The 21,224-nt window shown below is 42.6% G+C and carries 17 protein-coding genes; 5 read left to right on the top strand and 12 right to left on the bottom strand.

The features are described from left to right. Positions 1 to 127 precede the first annotated feature (127 nt). Positions 128 to 2,200: a T9SS type A sorting domain-containing protein gene (locus FY557_RS14285; protein WP_149247916.1), complete on the bottom strand. Its 2,073-nt coding sequence runs from the start codon at positions 2,198 to 2,200 to the stop codon at positions 128 to 130. A gap of 10 nt (positions 2,201 to 2,210) precedes the next feature. After that, the gene (locus tag FY557_RS14280; RefSeq protein WP_149247915.1) at positions 2,211 to 3,242 is read right to left on the bottom strand and encodes a T9SS type A sorting domain-containing protein; all 1,032 of its coding nucleotides are present in this window, start codon (positions 3,240 to 3,242) and stop codon (positions 2,211 to 2,213) included. A gap of 141 nt (positions 3,243 to 3,383) precedes the next feature. Between FY557_RS14280 and FY557_RS14275 the strand changes: the two genes are divergently transcribed. Then, complete coding sequence (locus tag FY557_RS14275) at positions 3,384 to 4,262, top strand: helix-turn-helix transcriptional regulator (protein WP_149247914.1); 879 nt, start codon at positions 3,384 to 3,386, stop codon at positions 4,260 to 4,262. A gap of 92 nt (positions 4,263 to 4,354) precedes the next feature. Here FY557_RS14275 and FY557_RS14270 read toward each other — a convergent pair whose 3' ends face one another. Both FY557_RS14270 and FY557_RS14265 read right to left on the bottom strand, forming a co-directional pair. Next, entirely contained in the window at positions 4,355 to 4,657 is a 303-nt protein-coding gene (locus tag FY557_RS14270; protein ID WP_185151737.1) for a hypothetical protein, read from the bottom strand. Positions 4,658 to 4,751: 94 nt separating this feature from the next. Next, entirely contained in the window at positions 4,752 to 6,359 is a 1,608-nt protein-coding gene (locus FY557_RS14265) for a fumarate hydratase (RefSeq protein WP_149247913.1), read from the bottom strand. Positions 6,360 to 6,568: 209 nt separating this feature from the next. Between FY557_RS14265 and fumC the strand changes: the two genes are divergently transcribed. After that, complete coding sequence (fumC, locus tag FY557_RS14260; protein ID WP_149247912.1) at positions 6,569 to 7,963, top strand: class II fumarate hydratase; 1,395 nt, start codon at positions 6,569 to 6,571, stop codon at positions 7,961 to 7,963. Between the two features lie 90 nt (positions 7,964 to 8,053). Here the strand turns inward: fumC and FY557_RS14255 are convergent, their stop codons facing one another. The 8 genes from FY557_RS14255 to FY557_RS14220 form a co-directional block, all read right to left on the bottom strand. Continuing rightward, positions 8,054 to 9,091, bottom strand: a complete 1,038-nt coding sequence (locus FY557_RS14255; protein ID WP_149247911.1) for an outer membrane beta-barrel protein — start codon at positions 9,089 to 9,091, stop codon at positions 8,054 to 8,056. Positions 9,092 to 9,124: 33 nt separating this feature from the next. Continuing rightward, positions 9,125 to 9,754 (bottom strand): hypothetical protein, encoded by a 630-nt coding sequence (locus tag FY557_RS14250; protein ID WP_149247910.1) that lies wholly within the window; start codon positions 9,752 to 9,754, stop codon positions 9,125 to 9,127. After that, complete coding sequence (locus tag FY557_RS14245) at positions 9,741 to 10,301, bottom strand: RNA polymerase sigma factor (protein ID WP_149247909.1); 561 nt, start codon at positions 10,299 to 10,301, stop codon at positions 9,741 to 9,743. The genes FY557_RS14250 and FY557_RS14245 overlap by 14 nt, the downstream gene beginning before the upstream one ends. Before the next feature lie 192 nt (positions 10,302 to 10,493). After that, entirely contained in the window at positions 10,494 to 11,714 is a 1,221-nt protein-coding gene (locus tag FY557_RS14240; protein ID WP_149247908.1) for a cysteine desulfurase, read from the bottom strand. 395 nt (positions 11,715 to 12,109) lie between these two features. Continuing rightward, a complete protein-coding gene (locus tag FY557_RS14235) occupies positions 12,110 to 12,757 on the bottom strand; it encodes a 50S ribosomal protein L25/general stress protein Ctc (RefSeq protein WP_149247907.1) in 648 nt (215 codons plus the stop codon). Between the two features lie 57 nt (positions 12,758 to 12,814). Beyond that, a complete protein-coding gene (locus FY557_RS14230) occupies positions 12,815 to 13,753 on the bottom strand; it encodes a ribose-phosphate pyrophosphokinase (RefSeq protein ID WP_149247906.1) in 939 nt (312 codons plus the stop codon). Between the two features lie 84 nt (positions 13,754 to 13,837). After that, the gene (locus FY557_RS14225; RefSeq protein ID WP_149247905.1) at positions 13,838 to 15,400 is read right to left on the bottom strand and encodes a G-D-S-L family lipolytic protein; all 1,563 of its coding nucleotides are present in this window, start codon (positions 15,398 to 15,400) and stop codon (positions 13,838 to 13,840) included. Between the two features lie 9 nt (positions 15,401 to 15,409). Further along, positions 15,410 to 16,642, bottom strand: coding sequence for an OmpP1/FadL family transporter (locus FY557_RS14220; protein WP_149247904.1), 1,233 nt, complete (start codon positions 16,640 to 16,642; stop codon positions 15,410 to 15,412). Between the two features lie 271 nt (positions 16,643 to 16,913). Here FY557_RS14220 and FY557_RS14215 point away from each other — a divergent pair, with 271 nt between their 5' ends. The 3 genes from FY557_RS14215 to FY557_RS14205 are packed head-to-tail and all read left to right on the top strand — an operon-like array spanning position 16,914 to position 21,201. Then, positions 16,914 to 18,359 (top strand): stage 0 sporulation family protein, encoded by a 1,446-nt coding sequence (locus FY557_RS14215; protein ID WP_149247903.1) that lies wholly within the window; start codon positions 16,914 to 16,916, stop codon positions 18,357 to 18,359. After that, positions 18,352 to 18,816 carry a gliding motility lipoprotein GldH gene (locus FY557_RS14210; RefSeq protein ID WP_149247902.1) on the top strand — a complete coding sequence of 155 codons (465 nt, stop codon included), beginning with the start codon at positions 18,352 to 18,354 and terminating at the stop codon, positions 18,814 to 18,816. Before FY557_RS14215 ends, FY557_RS14210 begins: the two co-directional genes overlap by 8 nt. Positions 18,817 to 18,822: 6 nt before the next feature. Next, positions 18,823 to 21,201, top strand: a complete 2,379-nt coding sequence (locus FY557_RS14205; RefSeq protein WP_149247901.1) for a penicillin-binding protein 1A — start codon at positions 18,823 to 18,825, stop codon at positions 21,199 to 21,201. The last annotated feature ends 23 nt before the right edge of the window (positions 21,202 to 21,224 follow it).

The following is a 21,224-nucleotide window of genomic DNA, read 5'->3' as shown; positions in this document are numbered from 1 at the left end:
AACACTAACCAGCTGTAAAGTTCAGTCGCAATGCGTGAAGAAGGAGTATTTCCATATAGACCAGAACAAAAAAACAGAAGACTTTTTCAAAAAGCCTTCTATCAATCAACTATTATGGACGAAAAATTTAATTTTTAATTACTTTTTTGGAAATCGGCTGCTCCTGTCCTCTTAACTTGATTTCGACCATATATATTCCTTTCGGGAACCCTGCTAAATTCAGCTGGTTTCCTGAAAGATCTGCCGGGATTTTCCGGCCTTCAATATTTGTAATATGTACAGTCTCAACGGATGAATCGGATTTGATGTATAAAATTCCGTTAGTCGGGTTCGGATATACCTGCACCGGTTTTATGGCTAGGGCTACATCGGAAGTGGCCAATGCGGAAAAATCTTTTACACATCTTACTGATTCTCCTTGTCCTCTCGGACCTCCGGAAGCCGGCGTTACGATTGCTGATCCGATATATAGATACCGACCTCCCGTGTTGGCGGTTTCAGAACTCCAGAAATACCCTCGCTGCCCAACGAATGTGAAGGCTCCGGTTGTATTGCTCCGGTATCCTCCTGCCGGCAATTTAAGATAACTGGAATAAGCTGTTGCCGGATTACTGATTCCTTCCGCTCCAACCAGGGTTACCCATTCTGCTGAGGTTGGAAGCCTCCACCCCTGGCCTACCGCTTTACAGGGATCCGCCCCGTTTGTAGGTGTTACTGAAGATGAAGACTCCTCATTCCATCGGTCACTGGTTGCATTGGTTGCCCACCAGGAACCCGATCCCGATCCGGTAACGAAAGCATTTGTTCCTGCCAGGCCGTCCGGTGAATTTGCTGAAGGTGCTGCTGCCGTTCCGGAGCTTCTCAGCTGATGGCCGTCGTCCCATCTTCCCCACTGGAAAAGATCTCCGTAAGAATTGGCATCGCTGAGAGAGGTTGCTACCTGATGGCTCCCCAGATTCTGCTGAAGCCAGACGTTTCCATCTGCAGCCCTTACCGTAGTATAATTTACCGTCTGCCCCCTGTAGTTGAATTTCACACAGCCCAAGTCTCCCGTACTGCTTCCCGGATCGGTATTATTACAAGCCGGACTAAGGGAAATCCTTTTTACTTTTGTCCCGTCCTGGGAATAGGCCAACACCAGGTAATTATTCGTTTTATCATAGGCAAGATCATTATAAACTGCCTTCCCATCAGAAATGAAGTTCCCTCCGAATGCGCTCCAAGTCTGGGTGGCAACATCAAGTTTGTAAACTGTATTTCTTGAAAAGTCGTCGTTTTCCCAACGGCTGGCTACGACATAAGGTGTTCCTGAAGGTGTAACGGCAATAGCCACATGCTGGGCCTTGCCAGTGGAAAAGTCGGCATTTCCAACCTGTACCCAACCTGTACCGTTGAACTTTTTAACGTTTAGCTTTCGTCCGTTAGCTGAGTTCGAGACATAGGCCACGTAGAGGTTATTATCCGCATCGATTGCAATATCCGAATTGTACTGTTCACTGGCGGAAGCGGCGTCCACAATACTCCCGCCTACCAAGGTCCAGTTATCTGAAGCAGTGGCAGTTGTCATATTTTCGTACACATTTACGCTACCGGATACACTGCAGGTGTAGACTTTACTATTACTGCCGATTACCATTTCTGCAAAGGTAACCCCGCCGGAAAAACCGGAATTTCCTACCTGCTCCCATGCGCCGTTTATATACCGCTGAACGGTTCCGAAATTCTGTCCGGAAAAAGTAAATAAGGTATTTGATGGAGAAACGGCAGAAGCGTGATAGTTAACGGAAGTATTTACAGCATCCGGAAGCTGGCTCCAGGAGGTTCCGTTAAACTTACGGACTTCCATCCCGGCACCGGGCCACCCGATCTGATTGGTATAATACAGATTACCCAGGCCATCCGCAGACAAAGAACTGTAGGTAGCCGTACCCGTGGTAATTCCTGCGGTACCGCCCAAATAAGACCATGAGGTTCCATCGAATACCTGTGCCGAACCTTTGCCCGCAGCAGTATCATAATATGAAACATAATATTTTCCGTTGCTGACGAGTAAATTATTAAAAGCCGTTCCGCCGGCAGAAATAGTTTCCGCCATCCCTACCGTTTCCCATTGCTGGGCAGGCAGATACCCTGCTGTAAGAGTCGCCACACCAAATGCAGCGACTGTTTTACGTGCTGAAAAATGTATATTTTTAAACATAACCAAAGATTTAATTTTTAATAACTTTCCTGATGATCTTTTCCCCGTTCTTTAAAACAACTTCGGCAGTATAGACTCCCGCCGGTACATTGCTGATATCTATTTTCCCTTCAGCAGCCTGAACCTTTACAATCTGTCCCGTTATAGCGATGAGGTAAATATTTTCCACTGCCGCATCCGTGTTAAGGTAAAGGATTCCTGAAGTAGGATTCGGGTAAATACCTATGGCCTTTTTTTTGAGGTCGGATACGGACAGTGAAGAGATCTCTTTCATGCAGCGAACAGACATTCCGCCGTCACGGCCGCTGCTGTTGGTAAGGGCTGAGTACATGCTGATATACAGATGCTGGCCGGAACCCGTATAAGGCGAAGAAGAGGAAGACCACAAATAAAGCCTTGCTCCCGGAGAGAAGATCCCGTTATAATCTTTCATTCCGGCAGGAACCATTTTCAGATGGCTGGAAAATGCAGACCCGGTATCCGAAATATTTTCTGCCGCCAGAACCGTCTCGATCTCGCTGCCCAACGGAAGCCTCCAGCCGGCACCCATCGCTTTACAAGGGTCGGCACCATTTGTTGCCGTAGCAGAGGACGGGTTTGCTGCCGTCCACTGATCATTTGGCGCCCCTTCCGACCACCAGTTGGAAAATGAATTAGATCCCGCAGAATAAAATCCGGAATTACCGCCATTCAGTCCTGAGGGGTCGTTTACCGCGGGAGCTGTGGCTACGATCGCCGAATTGCGTAACTGATGCCCGTCATCCCATCTTCCCCACTGGAAAAGGTCTCCGTAAGCTTCTGTATCATTTATTGAGGCAGCTACTTTGCTGCTTCCCATATTTTGCTGAAGCCAGATTTCTCCATCCGCACTCCTTACCGTCGTGTAGGTTACCGGCTGACCCTGATAAATAAATGAAACACATCCCAGATCACCGGGCGTATTTCCTGGATCCGCATTGCTGCAGGCCTGTGCCTTCGTATTGTTTGTTAGCAGTAAGAGCATAGCACCCGACATGCAAAAACTATTAAATAATTTATTCATCTTAAATATTATTTTTATTTATTCTAAATTATAATTAATTTTACGCAAAAGTATCTGACTTATCTAACATCGGGTTATCATTAACGAACTTTTTGTTATCGATCCCCCTCTTATCAATGGTACTATTTATAAATTACACATATGAAGAATCAATCTGGCCAGGGATTATTATTCAGTTCCGAAAACATCAAAATTTTTCTGAAGGAAGAGTTGTATACAGGTAGGTTTTCCAAATCTGATATAATAGAGGGCAGGACCAGCTTCAACCTCCTTTTTTTTCTAAGTGAAAATATTCATCTTAATGCTGAAGACTGCGGAACGAAATTTTTATTTAAAAGAAACCAGTATATCCTGCATTATTCTCGCGAAGAAAGCACAGCCGAATTATGGACGGAAAATAAAGAAATGCTCAAATACTTACAGATCCAGATGAATTACGATTATATCTCAAACCTCATCAATCCGGAATCCAATAAAGAAAATGCGGATATTCTGGAAGGCATGATCCGTAATCATTATATTTTCCTGCATAAGCAGACACCTCCTTCTATGACCGTGGAAATGCAAATTATTTTAAAGGAAATCATCAGCTATTCCAAAAAAGGAATTCTCCAGAAATTATTTGTTGAAGCAAAAATAATCAAGCTGCTGCTCCTGATTTTCGAACAGTTCAATGAAAGAAATACGCTGGAAAAAATGCCGAAAACCCCTTTAACAATTAAAAAGTTTATCGATGAAAATTATCACAGAAATATAAAAGCAGAGGATATCGGGAAACTGATCGGCATCAACCAGAACAAGATCCGGAAAGAATTTAAAGCACATTACCACCGGACAGTAAGCGATTATATGGCAGAACTGAGAATGCTGAAGGCCAAAAAGCTGATCACGGATAGAGAGATCATGATCAAAGAAATCGCAATAGAATGCGGGTATGAATATGTGCAGAATTTCACCCGGGCTTTCAAGAAAAAATTCGGGATTTCACCCGAAAAGCTGAGAATGGAATCGTTCAACTAAAAAAACCACTTAAAAATTAAGTGGTTTAATATATGTTGTTTTGCTTTGATATTGCTTTTTCAGAATTCAAGTGAAAAAGCAATGACAATCAATTAATGATGTCCTTTTCCGTGGCTGTCATGTCCATGATCGTGAAGAAACGGACCATGACCTTTAGGCTCGTTGTAAATAACCTCTACACCTTCCTGCTCATACACCATTTTGCTTCTGATATCTTCAGGATTAAAAGGCTTTACTTTTCCGAAGTATTCTTTCAGACCTTCCGTTAACCATAACGGGATAACAAATCCGAAGAACATGAAAATACACCAGAACCCTACAAGGAACATAATGATGAAAAATACGGTCCAAAGGAACTGATAAAACGGCCAAAATGCGGATAAAATCGTTATCATTTTTCTTAAAGATTTTAGGCAAAAATAGGACTTTTTATTTTTTTACACAAAATATACACATCCTATTTTATTATTTATTTTGATTTTAAACTAATTAATGCGCCAGGTTTGCAAAGAAATCGTTCCCTTTATCATCCGTAATTATGAATGCCGGGAAATCCTTCACTTCGATCTTCCGTACCGCTTCCATCCCCAGCTCAGGGAAATCCACGACTTCAACCGAAAGGATATTGTCTTTCGCCAGGATGGCTGCCGGCCCTCCGATCGAGCCCAAATAGAACCCTCCGTATTTTCCGCAGGCATTGGTTACGTCCTTGCTCCTATTTCCTTTAGCCAGCATAATCATACTTCCGCCGTGGCTCTGGAATTCGTCAACATAGACATCCATTCTTCCCGCAGTGGTCGGCCCGAAGCTTCCTGAAGCCATTCCGTCCGGCGTTTTTGCCGGTCCGGCGTAATAAATCGGATGGTTTTTAAAATATTCCGGCATTGGCTGTCCGCTGTCAATGATCTCTTTGATCTTTGCGTGCGCAATATCTCTCGCCACGATCAGTGTTCCGTTCAATTTCAATCTTGTCTTGATCGGGTACTTGGAAAGTTCAGCTAAGATTTCCGGCATCGGCTTGTTCAGATCAATTTCGACCGCTTCTTCCAGATGTGGTGGTGTTGCAGGCAGGAATCTCTTCGGATCGACTTCCAGCTGTTCCAGGAAAATTCCGTCTCTGGTAATTTTTCCTTTGATGTTCCGGTCTGCTGAACAGGAAACCCCCATTCCTACCGGGCAGGATGCTGCGTGGCGCGGAAGCCTGATGACCCGGACATCATGCGTCAGGTATTTTCCTCCGAACTGTGCCCCGATAGCACTTTCCTGGCAGATCTTCTGCACTTTCGCCTCCCATTCCAGGTCTCTGAACGCCTGTCCCGCTTCGTTTCCTTCCGTCGGAAGGTTATCGTAATATTTTGCGGATGCTTTTTTTACGGCAGCCAGGTTCGCTTCAGCGGAAGTCCCTCCGATCACTAAAGCCAGGTGGTAAGGCGGGCAGGCCGCAGTTCCAAGGTCCGAAATTTTTTCTTTGATGAATTCTTCCAGCGACTTTTCGTTCAGTAATGATTTTGTTTTTTGGTACAGGAACGTCTTATTGGCAGAACCTCCTCCTTTCGTTAAAAACAGGAAATCGTAATAATCTCCTTTCTTCGCATAAATATCAATCTGTGCCGGAAGGTTGGAACCGGAATTCTTTTCATCGAACATGGTTAAAGGCACCACCTGGGAATACCTTAAATTTCTTTTCTGATAGGTATTGTAGATTCCTTTGCTCAGATATTCTCCGTCGTCCACTCCGGTGTACACATTCTCTCCTTTTTTACCCATTACGATCGCCGTTCCGGTATCCTGACAGGAAGGCAAAGCCCCCTCTGCCGCCACCGCAGCGTTCTGCAATAGATTGTAGGCCACAAACCGGTCGTTATCCGTTGCTTCAGGATCATCAATAATTCTTCTAAGGCTTTCCAGATGGGAAGAACGGAGCATAAAGGAAACGTCTGCCATTGCCTCTTCCGCCAGTAGTTCCAGCCCTTTCGGATCGACGGTTAAAATCTCGCGTTCTCCTAATTTTTCAACGCTTACATATTCTGAGGTAAGTTTCTTGTATACCGTATCATCTTTCTGAATCGGGTACGGATCCTGATATCTAAATTCCATTCTCTTTTCTTTGGCTGCAAAAATAAAACATCGTAAAAAAAGCATGAGCAAAATCAGCGGCTTAGAATGATATTTATAATGATTATAAATTGCGAGGTTTTTTATTTATAAGTAATTTTATACAATCAGGTGAAGTCAAAGATACGAACCGAGATTTTCTTACTCTAAACTTTAACCTCAACCTGAATTTAACAAAAAATTCCATCACAATGAATTACAGAATAGAAAAAGACACCATGGGTGAAGTGCAGGTTCCTGCCGACAAATTCTGGGGCGCACAGACCGAACGTTCCAGAAACAATTTCAAAATCGGACCCGAAGGCTCCATGCCGCATGAAATCATCGAAGCTTTTGCTTATCTAAAGAAAGCTGCTGCTTTTACCAATGCGGATCTTGGTGTTCTGCCGGCAGAGAAAAGGGATCTGATCGCCAAAGTATGCGATGAGATTCTGGAAGGGAAACTGAATGACCAGTTCCCTCTGGTAATCTGGCAAACCGGTTCAGGAACCCAGTCGAATATGAACGTGAATGAAGTGATTTCCAATCGGTCGCATGTAAACAACGGCGGTATATTAGGAGAAAAAGCAGAAGTCCATCCGAATGACGACGTCAATAAATCCCAGTCCTCCAATGACACTTATCCTACCGCGATGCACATCGCCGCTTATAAGAAAGTAGTGGAAATAACGGTTCCTGCGGTTGAAAAATTACGGGATACGCTGGCTCAGAAATCAGAAGCTTTTAAAGACATCGTTAAAATCGGAAGAACCCACTTAATGGATGCCACGCCGCTGACTCTGGGACAGGAATTTTCAGGATATGTAGCCCAACTGAACTACGGGATTAAGGCATTAAAAAATACGTTGCCTCACCTTTCCGAGCTGGCATTGGGCGGAACGGCCGTAGGTACAGGTTTAAATACCCCACAGGGGTATGACGTGAAAGTAGCGGAATACATTTCTAAATTTACCGGTCTCCCTTTTGTAACGGCGGAAAATAAATTCGAGGCACTGGCAGCCCATGATGCTATTGTGGAATCCCACGGGGCTTTAAAGCAGCTGGCCGTTTCCTTATTCAAAATTGCTCAGGATATTCGTTTGCTGGCTTCTGGTCCCCGTTCCGGAATCGGAGAAATCCATATCCCGGAAAACGAGCCGGGGTCTTCCATTATGCCGGGGAAAGTGAATCCTACGCAGAATGAAGCAATGACGATGGTCTGCGCCCAGGTATTAGGAAATGATACAACCATTTCATTCGCCGGAACCCAGGGGAATTATGAGCTGAATGTTTTCAAGCCGGTGATGGCCTATAACTTCCTGCAGTCGGCCCAGCTGATTGCCGATGCCTGTATCTCTTTTAATGATCACTGCGCCGTAGGCATCGAACCGAACCATGAAAGAATTAAAGAACTGGTGGATAAATCCCTGATGCTGGTAACCGCCCTGAATACCCATATCGGTTATGAAAATGCCGCTAAAATTGCGAAAACTGCTCACAAGAACGGAACCACTTTAAAAGAAGAAGCGGTGAATTTAGGTCTTTTAACGGCCGAACAGTTCGACGAATGGGTGAAGCCTGAGGATATGGTGGGAAGCCTGAAATAGAAATCAGATTTAAATAATTATATTGCACGAAAAACGCCGGGAAATTCTTCATCGGCGTTTATCATTTAAATATGAATAATCAGGTGTCTCTTACCACCAGAGCGCAACTCCAAAAATCAATGCCTTGTCATTTTCAAAAGTTCCGTTTTTAAAGAAATTTCCAAAGTCCTTTTTTACGAAAATACTGAAATCGTTATAGGAAACCGTGAACTGTCCTCCATAAATGAATGGGCTTACCTGATAATCGCTTCGGTCCCGGTTGCTGACCCCATCGCCTTTAATGATGTTGTTCGTTGACATCTTTACCCCTCCGTACATATTAGCCCCTATTCTGAAACCCTCGGAATAATCCAAGTATTGAACATCCATCCCGGCATTTTTCAGCCTGGAAAAATTGTACTGTATTCCTACCGGAACGATAATATAACCTGTTCTCAGCTTGCTTTTGCTCAATCCTTTATCATAGTTTGCCAGATAAACGTTGGAATTGGCATCTTTTGCGACAAACATATTGTTATCGATACTCAGTGTTCGCCATGAAAAACTGACTCCTGAGATCAACCCCCACGGGCTTGTCCTGCCAAACTGATAATTGAATTTTAAACCGAATTCAAAGTTTCCGGCATAGCGCAGATTATTATCAAGCGTATTATCCGGCTTATCATTCGTAAGATTCATGATTCCGTAAGAAATATAGGGAGAAAGGTCTTTTGTAGGCCTGAATTTTTTCAGAAGCCTCTCTTTCAGTTCTTCATTTGAGGTTACATCCGAATTCAGCAGGGAAAAGCGTACCTGCTTCTGGATCACGGCATCCATGTCGAATCCCAGTGCTTCGATACGCTGATCGATCTTTTCGGAATACTGCTCGGCCACCAGGGCTTTCTGCTTATCGAATTCTGCCTTGTCCAGGTTTTTGGCCTGAAGCTCCAGCAATTCCGCTTCCATCATTTTTTTCTCTTCCTGGATGATGGTATCGATCTTTTTGGCATAATCATCCACTTTTTCTTTTACGATCGGGCTTACCCCGGTTTCCTCTTTCGGCTGAAGGTTCAGTACCGGTTTTCTCTGTGCATATCCTGCTGTTGACAAAAGGCATACGAAGCCCATCATGATAAATTTCCTGATCATATACTATGTTTTAATGGTTAAAAAAATAAAGGGTTAGTTTTTGTTCAGATCGATCGTGGCGACATTGCTTTTTCCTTTGGTCTTCTCAATGACATCTTTGTGTTCCACTGAAAAAAGCAGCGTGGAAGGATCCACATACCGTTTCTTCTTTACCGGTACCTTGGCAGAGTCTGTCTGGGCAATGGTTTTTCCCGGTTGAATGGGTGAAAGTTCTGATATGATCTGTACTGAATTCCTTATGATAACCGGCATTTCTTCCTGTTGGGCAAAGGCTTGCGGCTCCCGGTTCCGCTCTTCAGTTTTTATTCCTGCTGAAATATTTTCTGCAACCGTTTTCTCCTCGTGATTTTTAGCTGCTGGCTCTGCATCTTGCTCCTGCGCAATGTGCCCTAAAGGGTTCTGAATAGCAGGTTCTGTAATGGTATGAACAATCGTTTCCGATGATCCGTAGGGTTTATTTTCCCGGTTAAAAAAAAGCACAGCCCCTAAACTAAAAGTTAAAATAAAGCAGGCTGCTATCAGAAGCCAATTGAAGGATGGTTTTGAGGTCTTTGCCACCGCCTGGCTTTCAATTTCAGACCACAAGTCCCTTGAAGGAGTGATTTCCCTCTCTTCGATCTGTTTTTTGATCTGTTGTTCTATATTGCTTTTAATAGTTTTCATTTTGTAACGCTTTTTGTTGTTGGAAATAAATTTTTCTCATCTTTTCTTTAGCCCTGAACAACTGCGTCTTGCTTACGGCTGTGGAGATCTGTAAGGCATCGGCAATTTCCTGGTGCGAATAATCTTCAAAAACGTAGAGGTTGAAAACCATCCGGTAGGCATCCGGAAGCTGGTCCAGCAGCTCCTGGGCATTGAAATTAAAAACCAGATCTTCTTCGTACGCTTCTTCGAGATAAGCCGGATTGATATCGTCCAGATAAAAAACCGTTTTGTGGCTCTTGATAAAATTGAGGCACTCGTTAACCACAACTCTTCTCGCCCATCCGTCGAAACTTCCATCGTTTCTGAAGCTTTCTATATTTTTAAAGATTTTGCAGAACGCTTTGATGACGCAGTCTTCCGCCTGGTACAGATCCGTAATATAACTCCTGCTGATGCTCAGGAACTTTTTAACATTCTGATCATAAAAAATTTTCTGTGCCGCCGGCTCCTGTCTTTTCAGGCGGCTTAGCAAATCATCTTTTTTATTTCCAAACAGAAGCTTCATAATTATTTTGTTTCTATTAGTAAGACAGCGAAAAACCGAAAAGGTTACAGGATTTATTTTTTTATTAAAGATTATATTTCTTAAAAACACCAAATACATTCATCGGCTATACATTAATATTTCAATATCAATTATTAAAACAAAACGGCCAGAAAAAATTCCTGACCGTTCCTATGATATTTGATGTTATGATTATCGAAGCATTTTTTGTGCTTTTTTCACTCCTTCCACGAGAATATCAATTTCGTTGAAGGTATTATACACGGCAAAACTTGCGCGTACGGTTCCTGCAATATTAAAGAAGCTCATGATCGGCTGTGTACAGTGATGGCCCGTCCGTACTGCAATCCCCAGTTTATCGAGGATCATTCCTACATCCGAAGCAATCCCGATGCCTTCCAGATTGAAAGAAACCACCCCTGTCCGGTTTGCTTTTTCACCGTATACTTTTAATCCTTCGAGTTCCAGAAGGTGTCTCTGAGCATATTCCAGCAAAGCATTTTCATGGGTTCTGATGTTTTCATGCCCTGTTTCCAAGATAAAGTCCACAGCGGCACCCAACGCAATATTTCCACCTACATTCGGGGTTCCTGCTTCATATTTGAACGGAAGTCCGGCATAGCTTGTTTCTTCAAACGAGCAGGTGGCAATCATTTCCCCACCTCCGTGGAATGGCGGCAGCTCTTCAAGGATTTCCTGTTTCCCGTATAAAATTCCCGTTCCCATCGGCGCATACATTTTATGGCCTGAAAATACAAAAAAGTCACAATCCATCGCCTGAACATCAATGGTAAAATGCGGTACCGACTGAGCCCCATCGATTACGATGTAAGCGTCCGTATTCTTCCGCGTTCTTGCAATGATTTCTTCCACCGGATTGATCACCCCTAATGCATTGGAAACCTGGTTCATGGAAACAATCTTCGTTCTTTCATTCAACAAAGTATCGAAAATCTCCATCTGAAGAATCCCGTTTTCATCCATCGGGATTACTTTCAATTTGGCTCCTGTTCTTTCGCAGAGCAATTGCCAGGGAACAATATTGGAGTGATGCTCCAGATAAGAAATGATGATCTCGTCGTCTTTTTTTAATTTCTGGGTTAAAATATAAGAGATCAAGTTCAATCCTTCGGTCGTTCCTTTGGTAAAGATGACTTCAAAATCGTACTTTGCATTGATGAATTTCTGGATCTTCCGTCTGGAAAGTTCCATCTCTTCCGTAGCCAGCTGGCTTAAGGTATGGATTCCCCGGTGTACGTTTGCATTAAGCTCCCGGTAATAGGTATCCCAAACCTTCAGCACCGAATCCGGTTTCTGGGAGGTTGCTGCATTGTCCAGGTAAACCAACGGCTTACCGTTCACCTTCCGGTCTAATATAGAAAACTGACTCCTGATTTCCTGAATGTCAAACATTTATTAAATTTTAAATTAAAACGTTCTTATTTAGAACTCTTCAAATTTACGGCTTTTTTTCCAAAAGGAAACTGACGGTTGTTAGCAATGGATTGTAAATCAATAGAAAGATTCAATGGATTAGATGTAAATCCTTTAACCCTAAAGGCTGGAAGAGGATGCTGGAGGTTGGAAGTTTTTTCCTGGTAATATTATTAAACTTAATTGGAACACGGAGAATGCTGAGCTTTTTTGATTGCATGATATGATTAGGTCTACAGCATAAACATTCCACTTATAAGGACATAAAGATTTTTTTAAATTAATATGAATCGTTAAATTATTCTCTAGTTTTTTTAACATAAAAAAACCTGCCAATGAATTGACAGGTTCCCATATTTTTAGATAAGAAATTCTTATTCTGCTGCAGTTGTTTCTTCAGCTGCCGGGGCTGCTCCTTCTTCTGCTGTAACTTCTTCTTCATCCTCATCATCCATTGCTGCAGCGCCTCCTTTCATTGCATTTCTAGACATCTTCACAGCAACTACTACCGCGTTGTCAGGGTGCATGAAAGAATATCCTTCCGCTTTGATACCTCCTACATAAAGTTTGTTACCGATTCTTAACGGCGTAACGTCCACAACGATTTCGTCAGGTAAGTTAGCAGGAATCGCTTTTACCTTCAGTTTTCTGAAAGACTGACGAAGAACACCACCTGCAACAACACCTTTTGAACGACCTGTAATTCTTACAGGAACTTCCATAACTACCGGTTTGTCTTCCGCTAACTGGTAGAAATCCGCGTGAAGGATTTTGTCTGTAATCGGGTGAAACTGAATATCCTGAAGAACAGCCGGGATTGTCTGACCATCAACCTCAATAGATACCGTGTGTGCTTCAGGAGTGTATACCAAACCTTTGAAAGATTTCTCTGTAGCAGAGAAGTTCAAAGGAGCTCCACCTCCGTAAACAACACAAGGAACTAATTCAGCATCACGTAAAGCTTTTGTAGACTTTTTGCCCACGCTTTCTCTTTTTGTACCTTGAATTGTAATAGATTTCATTTATAAAAATTTAAAAAATTGTTTCAAAAATTTAATTTGCAAATATTTAATTATCAATTAGATAATAAATTTACTGCTAATGGATTGGTGCTCATGAACCATCTTCATAACGTCTGCAAATAATGGGGCGCAAGATAGCACTTTTATTTTAGATGACAAATTATTTTTCACAGGAATTGAGTCAGTTACAATCACTTCCAACAATTTGGAGTTTTCGATATTATCATACGCTTTACCTGAAAGTACGCCGTGTGTTGCCATGGCTCTCACGGATTTCGCTCCTTTTTCCATCAGGATGTCAGCCGCTTTGCAAAGTGTTCCTGCCGTATCAATCATGTCATCGATAAGGATTACATTTTTTCCTACTACGTCTCCGATCAGGAACATTTCCTCCACCACATTCGCTTTTTTTCTTTCCTTATAAGCAATTACTACATCTGCACCCAGGTGGCCGGCATAGTTTTTCGCTCTTTTAGCCCCACCCATGTCCGGAGAAGCGATGGTAAGGTTTTCCAGGTTCAGGTTTCTGATGTAATCTACAAAAATAGTGGATGCATATAAATGATCTACCGGAATTTCGAAGAATCCCTGAATCTGGTCTGCGTGAAGATCCATGGTCATGATTCTTGTTGCGCCTGCGGCGGTAAGAAGATTGGCAACCAATTTGGCACCGATCGGCGCTCTTGGCTTGTCTTTTCTATCCTGTCTTGCCAGTCCGAAATAAGGAAGCACTACGGTAATGCTTTTGGCAGAAGCTCTTTTCGCGGCATCAATAATTAGAAGAAGCTCCAATAAATTGTCTGCCGGCGGGAAGGTAGATGCAATAAGGAAAACCCTTCCTCCTCTTACGGATTCATCCAGAACCGGCTCGAATTCTCCGTCGCTGAACGTCTGAAAGTTGATTTTTCCAAGTTCCTTCCCATAATATTGGGCAATTTTTTCTGCCAGGTCCCTGCTGGTCCTTGTGCAAAATAGATAACTTAACTGATCGGCCATTTTTACTTTTTAAAGATTTTGCAAATTTAAAAAAAAACCACAAGAATTACTCCTGTGGTTTCTAAGTTTTTATTTTACTTATTATTAAGGGAACTTTACCCCTGAATAACTGTTAGGATTTACCTGTGGTAAAGTAGACTTATATTTTGTATTGATCGACTTAATGAATTCGTTAGCGATAATAGCATATCCCCTACCGGTAAGATGGATACCATCCAGAGAGAAAGCTCCTCCACTTACAAATTTAGCAGTATATTTCACACCGTCAAAAGTGATTCCTGATTGTCCGTTAAGTTCTACCATCTTTGCATTAGAGTCCATAAATGCCAGACCATATGTATCGGCAAATGCCCTGATCGAAGTATTATAAGCATCTGTTGCCGTTTTTACATAACCGGCTTCAGTTTTTGTCAGAACATGCTGATTCTGCAGCGGATAAGATATTCCGTAAACATTTACAGGAGATGGTAACCCAGGGGCTGTAGTTCCGATAACAGAACTTGTGGTAAGAAGAAGATAATCTTCCGCCGTAGCCTGCCTTGCCTGTCCGTAGATCTGTCCGAATACAGTTGCTGTAGCAACGCCTAAAGAAGGTGTTAAAGCAAGAGTCAGCTGAGATGAAAGATCGGTTAAAGAGTTGTCTTTAATCAGGACAGGATTTGCAGAGGTAGAAGATAGAAGATTGATTCTGTTTCCAGCTCCGAAAGCCGTAAGTGCCTGCTTTAAGGGGCCGTACAAACTGGTATTCAGCGTGTTTATATTTGATCCTAACACCGCAGGAGTAAGAGGATTATAAGGAACCGTAGTAAAATACGGAATTGAAGTTACATACGGTACGTTGGCAATTACGCCTTTTGTTGCTCCTACACTTTTAAGTCCGTCTAAAACAGCCTTAATAGAACCTGCCACAACATTCGGATCTGAGATATCATTAGACCTATATGCTGCCGGGCTTGCTCCTGTTCCGGTCTGTACCGTAGCTGCCGTATAAGTGGTTACCCCTCCCCCAGTCTGGGAATTTGTTCCACCGTTGATTGCATAAAACAGAACATCATTGCTTCCTATCCAAAGTGAAAAGAAGGTTGGGGCCTGAGCCATTGCGTCTGCCAAGACCGATGTAGTGGAAGATGAGGCAAACCTTACAAAGTAAGGATTGGCTGTTCCGGCAGCAAGACCTGCAAGGCTGCCATATCCCGGTGCTACCAAATGATATGATTTAGCTCCGGGTACTCCCATATTTTGATAAGGCCTTCCTGAAGATACGTTATCTAAAGATCCTCCAGCAGCGCTTGGAACCGGCGTTAAGCTTCCGTTAACCAACTGAAGGGTAAGTTTACCTCCAAATCCGGAAAGGCCTGTAAAACCACCGGTATTGTTTGGCATTAAAGGCTGTTTGAAATCTCCGCCTCCCGCAAGCTTCATCTGTGCGGCAATCATAGAAGGATATGATTCATTCTGTCCATCCTGATAAAGTGCACCGTCTCTATATCCTGAAGTTAAGGAATTCCCTAAAGCGATATAAGTCTTAAAATTCGCTTCTCCGGAAGTTACCACCATATCGTTTACATCGTTATCAAATTCATCTTCGCAGCTCGTTGTAAAAAACAGTGCGGAAATAGCGAGTGTAGAAATTATAATTTTTTTCATAGTCTTCAATTAAAATGGATTGTAAGATAAACCAAGACCTAAATAGAACGCGGTTGCTTTAGCCTGTCCGTAAAAGCCCAGTGTTTTGTTGTTTACACTTCTTGCCTGCGGCATAGCGTATCCTCCGGCTACATCCACACCGAACTGTTTCAGCTTGAATCCAACCCCTCCCGTTACAACATAAGTATTGAAAGAAGGTGTTTCCGGGATAAAATGATCATCGGAGTAAGGCGATTCATCATAATAAGCTCCCAAACGCCCGTAAATCATATCGGTAAATGCGTATTGGGTTCCCAGCCTGAAGGTTTTGGAATTCCTGAAATTCTTGGGAGATACAGAAATGGTAGGATCTGCCTGGTTTCCAACCGGCGCACTGGCAAAATCCAGGGTCAGCTGCGTATATCTGGACCATCCGTGATAGTTAAAATCTGCGGATACCAACCATTTAGGAGTTACTTTATAGGTAAGACCGACCGTATATTCTTCGACCAAAGGTAAAGTTGCTGTAAAGCTGTCTTTTCCGGATGCATCCAATCCTAACAAGGGATAAATGGAAGTAGAAGGGAATTTAAAGGTAGCCGTTCCGTCTTTAGCCTTCATGTCAACCGGCGAACGGTACGCCACACTCACATCTAGTTTAGGGTCCGGTCTGAAATAAAATCCGAATCCGTATCCGTGCCCGCTCGCTTTACTGTCCAGGTTAAGCTGTCCGCCGAACTGCGTTACGCCCCTGTCCCAGTTTACGCTTCCTCTTGCATAGATATAGCTTGCCCCAAAAGCCAGCCAGTCATTGAATTTATAGGAAACCATCGGCTGGAAGTAGAAGCTTTTCAGTTCAAGTCGCTGAACCATTTCTTTTCCTTCCCAGTCACTCGGCCACTCAATGGTGCTTCCGAAAGGTGTTGAAAAGCTGAAACCTACGGATAACTTTTCAATCGGTTTGTAAGCGATTGCTGCATAAATAGGAGTACCCATCGGATTATCCGTTTCCGTACTCTGCAGCGTATTGGTATTCTGGAACGTAACTTTATTTCCTGCTCCGAATCCCCCGGCCACAATGCTCAGTTTTGAAGGAATGAACGACATCCCCGCAGGGTTGAAGAACGTTACACTCGCATCTTCAGCATGGGCACTAGTATGTGCCATGGCCAATTGCTTCACCCCCTGCAAAGAAACCCTGAAGCCTCCTGCGTAAGATAGAACGCCTGCCAGTAATGCAGTTGATACTAATATTTTTTTCATAGACTATTATTATATACCCAAATATAAAATTATTTTGGTTACACCTGTTAATAAATCATAAAATTTTAAACGTTATCTTAAAAGAAAATTATGTTTAAAATAACAACCGAATTTATCTATACCTAAAACAATCAGTACTAAACACTTAATTAAAACCGGAATCTCCGGCCACTAATTCGTTTAACATTAAACATCGTGTTCCCGAATATTTGATTATTTTAGACCTCATTAAGATAAAAATCATAAATTTGCAAATTAAATATATCATTATATGAGTTGTGGATGTAAAACATCCGGCGATTCTGCACATTCTTGCGGACCCAAGAAGACCGCGAATGGCTGTGAAAATGTAAATACCTGTGGTAATAGTTATAAATTAAGTGTTTTCGACTGGCTTTCTAACATCAGCAATCCCGCACCGAACCGATGCGATTTTGTAGAAGTTAGATTTAAAAATGACAGAAAATCGTTTTATAAAAATGTAAATAATATCCCTTTACATATAGGTAGCGTAGTAACAGTAGAATCGAGTCCCGGACACGATGTAGGTGTGATAAGTCTCACCGGAGAACTAGTAAAGATTCAGATGAAGAAGAAAAAGTGTTCTGAAGAATCTGCACTAAAAATATACAGACAGGCCAACCAGAAGGACCTGGAAGTTTGGCAGGAGGCTAGAAAGAAAGAAGACAATATCAAAATAGAAGCGCGGAAAATCGCTCACCGTCTGGGTCTTGAAATGAAGATTACCGATGTGGAGTATCAGGGAGACGCTTCCAAGGTTACGTTCTATTATACGGCAGAAAGCCGGGTGGATTTCAGGCAGCTGATTAAGGAATATGCAGGAGCCTTCCGTACGAAAATCGATATGAAACAGATCGGTTTCCGGCAGGAAGCAGCAAAAGTAGGCGGTATCGGATCTTGCGGAAGAGAACTTTGCTGCTCGACATGGCTTACGGATTTCAGATCGGTAAACACCAATGTGGCCAGGTATCAGCAATTAAGCATTAATCCTCAAAAGCTTGCCGGACAATGCGGTAAGCTGAAGTGCTGTCTTAATTATGAACTGGACAGCTACCTGGATGCGTTAAGCAATTTCCCGTCTTCTTCAACAACACTGGATACAGAAAAAGGCAGGGCTTTCTGCATTAAAATTGATGTTTTCAAAAAGAAAATGTGGTTTGCCTACGTAGATCATGCTATTGCCTGGTATGACTTTGATATTGATTTGGTGAAAAAATTGATTTCCCAAAATAAACGCGGCGAGAAAATACTTCCCCTGGAAGAACTGAAACAGCCGGACATCCCTTTGGCAAGTATTGATCTGATTCAGGAAAACAATGTTGACCGTTTCGAAAAGAAAAACAGGAACAACCGCAACAAGAATCAGAATAGATCGAATAATAATCAGAACAATCAGAATCTGCAAGGCCAGAAGAGAAACAACAACCGCCCTGAAAGGCAGGAACGTCCTGAAAGATCTGACAGAAATGAAAGGTCAGAACGGCCTCAGAAGCAGGAAAGACCGCAACAGAACCAAAATCCAAAAGGCAATTCCAACAGCCAGCCAAGACAGCAGAAACCTCAGCAGTCTCAGCAACCAAGGCCCCAGATGGAAAAAGCAGAAGCAGCCACCGGTTCTGAAGCAGAAAAGAAAACCAATCCGAATAAAAAGAAATTTAAAAAGAAGTTTCCTCCAAAAAAAGACAATAATGCGTAACATTTTAGGATTATGTACCCTTATTCTTTTCGTCAGCTGCCATTCTTCTTCGGAAGGAGACGTCTTTATGAATTCCGTTGACAATAAGTGGAATAAGAAAAGTGAACAAAAATTTAATCTTGAAATTTCAGATCCGCAAAATCCTAAAAATATTATATTTGTTGTAAGAAACAACAACGATTATCCTTACAGCAACATCAGGTTTATCGTGAATTTCACCGACCTTCAGAGCAAGAAAAAGCAAACCGATACGTTAAATTATGTGTTGGCGAAACCTAACGGTGAATGGCTCGGTACGGGATTCGGCGATACCAAGGAAACGTTGTTTCAGTATAAACTGAATTATAAATTTCCGGCCAGAGGAAAATATGAAATCGGCCTCACTCAGGCAATGAGAAACGATAACCTTCCGGGAATTGAAGATATTGGAGTAAAAATAGAAACGGCTAAACCGTAATCATCAATGGAAGTGAACAAACAGAATACAGGAAACAAAGGGAAAACCTTCCCTCTTCCTCCTAAAAAGAGAAATACCGCCTGGAAAAGGTGGGTGAAATTTATCTGGATCGGATTTTTTGCTGTAGTTTTAGGTATTTCAGGGCTTTTTTTCGCAGTTTCCCAAGGTTTCATCGGGGAAATGCCGGATGTAAAGGAGCTTGAAAACCCGGATATTTATGTGGCCTCACAGATCTATTCCTCAGACGGAGTACTGCTGGGTAAATTTGAGAAAGAAAAGACGCAGCCTATTATTTATAAAGACCTTCCGCCTTATCTTATTTATGCCTTACAGGCAAAAGAAGATGAGCGTTTTAAAGAGCATTCGGGAATTGATTTACAATCCGTTGCAAGAGCTGTTGCTTTTAGAGGAGGCCGTGGTGGTGGTTCTACCATTACCCAGCAGTTGGCAAAATTACTTTTTACAGGTAAAAGAGCTGATAATAAGATTAAAGCAGTCTTCCAAAAATTGAAAGAATGGGTTGTAGCGGTAAGTCTCGAAAAAAGATACACTAAAGAAGAGATCATCACGCTGTATTTCAACAAGTTTGATTTCCTTTACAATGCCAACGGAATTGAAATGGCCTCAAAGATCTATTTCAATAAAAAAACCGCAGAACTCACTTTACCTGAAGCAGCGATGTTTGTAGCGATGCTTGAGAATCCGGTAAAAAACAACCCGATGAGAAATCCTGAACGGGCAAAAATGAGAAGGGATGTTGTACTGGATCAAATGCTGAAGACAGGGTATCTGGATCAGGCTACTTTCGATAAAGCCGTCGCAACGCCTGTAAAAGTGGATTATCATCCGATTAAAAATATTAATGATGATTACTCGGCTTACTATAAGTTTTATCTGAAAAAAGAAATTGACAAATATCTTGACGATTACGAAAAGGATACCGGAAAGAAACTGAATCTTTACAAAGACGGGCTTAAGATATTCGTCACGCTGGATTCCAGAATGCAGAAATATGCAGAAGACGCGATCAGAGAACATTTAACTGACCTTCAGAAAAGATTTGACGCCGAGCAGAGAGGCCGTAAAAACTGGCCGTTCTATTTCCTGAACGATAAGCAGGCGAATGACCTGATGACACAGGCAATGAAAAGAACCGGGCGTTATAAGCAGTTAAAAGCCGCAGGCGTCTCGGAAGATTCTATTTTAATGGAATTCAAAAAACCAATTAAAACGTCAAGATTTACCTGGGCGGGAGAAGAAGAAGTTGAAATGTCACCGTGGGATTCCATCAGATGGCATAAGAAAGTAGCACAGGCAGGTCTGATGTCGATGGTTCCGGGAACCGGGGAAATTAAAGCCTGGGTTGGCGGTATCGACTGGCAGCACTTCCAGTACGATCACATCAAACAAGGGAAAAGACAGGTAGGTTCTACCTTCAAGCCTTTTGTATATGCAACGGCAATTATGAAATTAGGCCTTACGCCTTGTTCTACCATATCCAATGCAAGCTTCAACAAAGGAACCTATCATGTTCCGGGAAGAGGCGGCATGCTGACTTTAAAAGATGCATTGGCGCATTCACAAAACCCGGTAGCCCTTCGTTTGGCTGAAATGACGGGTACCCAGAGCGTAATCCAGACGGCACGGGATCTTGGGGTAACCGAAGAGATTTCCACCAGTCTACCGATGGCTTTGGGAGCATCCGATATTACGATCTACGAAATGGTAGGTGCTTACAGTACTTTTGCCAATTACGGAAACTACAATAAGCCGGAAATGATCTGGAGAATTGAAGATGCCAACAGCAGGGTAATTAAAGAAGTAAACGTAGAGCCGAAAGAGGTCATGAATCCATTGTATGCTTACACCATGATCGAGTTGATGAAAGGGGTAGCGCAATACGGAACCGCTTCAGGGGAACTGGGCAGAAAAGGAATTTCTAAAGATATTGAAATTGCCGGTAAAACCGGAACCACGCAGAATAACTCCGACGGATGGTTTATGGGAATCGTTCCTAAGCTGGCAACAGGAGCCTGGGTAGGATGGGAAGACCGGGCAACCCACTTCTACGGAACGGGAGAAGGCCAGGGTGCGAAAATGGCATTGCCGATCTGGGCAATCTATATGAAAAAAGTATGGGCGGATAAAAGCCTGAAAATTTCTCCGGATGATAAATTCGTGAAACCTTCAGAATGGAAAGACGGATGCTCCAACCTTAACGGACTTAGGTCAGGATACGGAGATGATGGCAGTCTGCAGACACTCGACGAAATCAAGAATCCGAAACCGGCAGACCCGGGCGGACCGAAAAGTCCGGGGAAAAAAGAGGAAAACGTCAATGAAAATCTGAACACCGGAGAAGATATTGACTTTAACAATAAATAAATTCTCTTTTAGAAATACACAAG

The organism is Chryseobacterium sp. SN22, assembly GCF_008329705.1.
Classification (GTDB): Bacteria; Bacteroidota; Bacteroidia; order Flavobacteriales; family Weeksellaceae; genus Chryseobacterium.
Note: the sequence above shows the minus strand (reverse complement) of the source record. Positions and strands in the feature narration are given on the sequence as shown.